Source organism: Rhizobacter sp. P2_H2, assembly GCF_056403375.1.
Map to the genome: position 1 here is coordinate 1 of NZ_JBFUFP010001152.1, position 1,650 is coordinate 1,650.

Annotated in this window: 2 protein-coding genes; both read left to right on the forward strand. The window is 71.3% G+C overall.

Annotated elements, in window-relative coordinates; genetic code table 11:
* Positions 1–652 (forward strand): ABC transporter ATP-binding protein (locus AC1D15_RS31045; protein ID WP_477829061.1); only part of this gene is annotated, 652 nt, incomplete at its 5' end.
* Between the two features lie 7 nt (positions 653–659).
* Positions 660–1,650 (forward strand): ABC transporter ATP-binding protein (locus AC1D15_RS31050; protein WP_477829062.1); only part of this gene is annotated, 991 nt, incomplete at its 3' end.

Here is a 1,650-nt window from a genome sequence, read left to right on the forward strand (position 1 = left end):
CGTCGACACGCAGATGGTCGAGGCGATCCATGCGCACGAGAAGGTGAGTGCGCAGGCCGCGCTCGCCCGGGCCCGCGACGCGCTCGCGATGGTCGGCATCCCGTCGCCCGGCGAGCGCCTGAAGGCCTATCCGCACCAGCTCTCGGGCGGCATGCGCCAGCGCGTGGCGATTGCGATCGCGCTGCTGAACCGCCCGAAACTGCTGATCGCCGACGAGCCGACGACCGCGCTCGACGTGACGATCCAGGCGCAGATCCTGTACGAGGTGCAGAAGCTGTGCCGCGAGACCGGTACTGCGATGATGTGGATCACGCACGACCTGGCGGTGGTGTCCGGCCTGGCCGACCGCATCGCGGTGATGTATGCCGGGCGCATCGTCGAGAGCGGCGCGACGGCCGACGTGATCGGCAATCCGTCGCACCCGTACACGCGCGGCCTGATCGATTCGATCCCGACGCGCGCCACGCACGGCACGCTGCTGCGGCAGATCCCCGGCATGACGCCCTCGCTGCTGAACCTGCCGCAGGGCTGCGCCTTCAGGCCGCGCTGCGGCCACGCGAGCGACGCCTGCCTCGCGGTGCCGCAGGCCGCGCCCGGCCCCGCAGGCAAGACGGTGCGCTGCTGGAACATGCTGACGCCCGAGCCGGCCTGAACACCGCATGGACACCACCGTTCTCGAACCCGCCTCCGTGAGCACGACCGCGCCGCTGCTGCAGCTGCGCGGCGTCTCCAAGCGCTTCGTGCAGGACATCGACCTGGCCGGACGCATCGCCAACCTGCTGGGGGCCGGCCACCGCGCGTCGGTGGTGCAGGCGGTGGCCGGCGTCGACCTCGAGATCCGGCCTGGCGAGGTGATCGGCGTGGTCGGCGAATCCGGCTGCGGCAAGTCGACGCTGGGCCGCGTGATCGCCGGCATCACGCCGCCGACCGAGGGCAGCGTCAGCTTCCTCGGCAAGCCGGTGGCCGCGATGGACGCCGCCGAGCGCCGCGCCTGGGGGCTGGGCGTGCAGATGATCTTCCAGAACCCGATGGCCTCGCTGAACCCGCGCATGCGGGTGATGGACATCGTCGGCGAGGCGCCGGTGGTGCACGGGCTCGTGAAGGCATCGCAGAAGGCCGAGTACGTCGAGGGCTTGATGCGCCAGGTGGGGCTCGACCCCGGCTACGCGCAGCGCTATCCGCACCAGTTCTCGGGCGGGCAGCGCCAGCGCATCGGCATCGCGCGTGCGCTCGCGCTGAAGCCGCGGCTGATCGTCTGCGACGAGGCGGTGGCGGCGCTCGACGTGTCGATCCAGGCGCAGGTGCTGAACCTGTTCCTCGCGCTGCGCCGCGAGTTCGAGCTGACCTACCTCTTCATCAGCCACAACCTGGGCGTGGTGGGGCACGTGTCGGACCGCGTCGTGATCATGTACCTGGGCCGCATCGTCGAGGTGGCGACGACCGAGACGATCTTCAGCGCGCCGAACCACCCCTACACGCAGGCGCTGCTGGCCGAGCTGCCGAGGCTGGACACCACCCGCCGCGCGTACCTGCCCATCCAGGGGGAATTGCCATCGCCGCTGGCGCCTCCCCCGGGTTGCGCCTTCCATCCGCGCTGCCCGCATGCGATGCCGCGCTGCCAGGTCGAGGCACCGGTGCTGCGCCCACTGC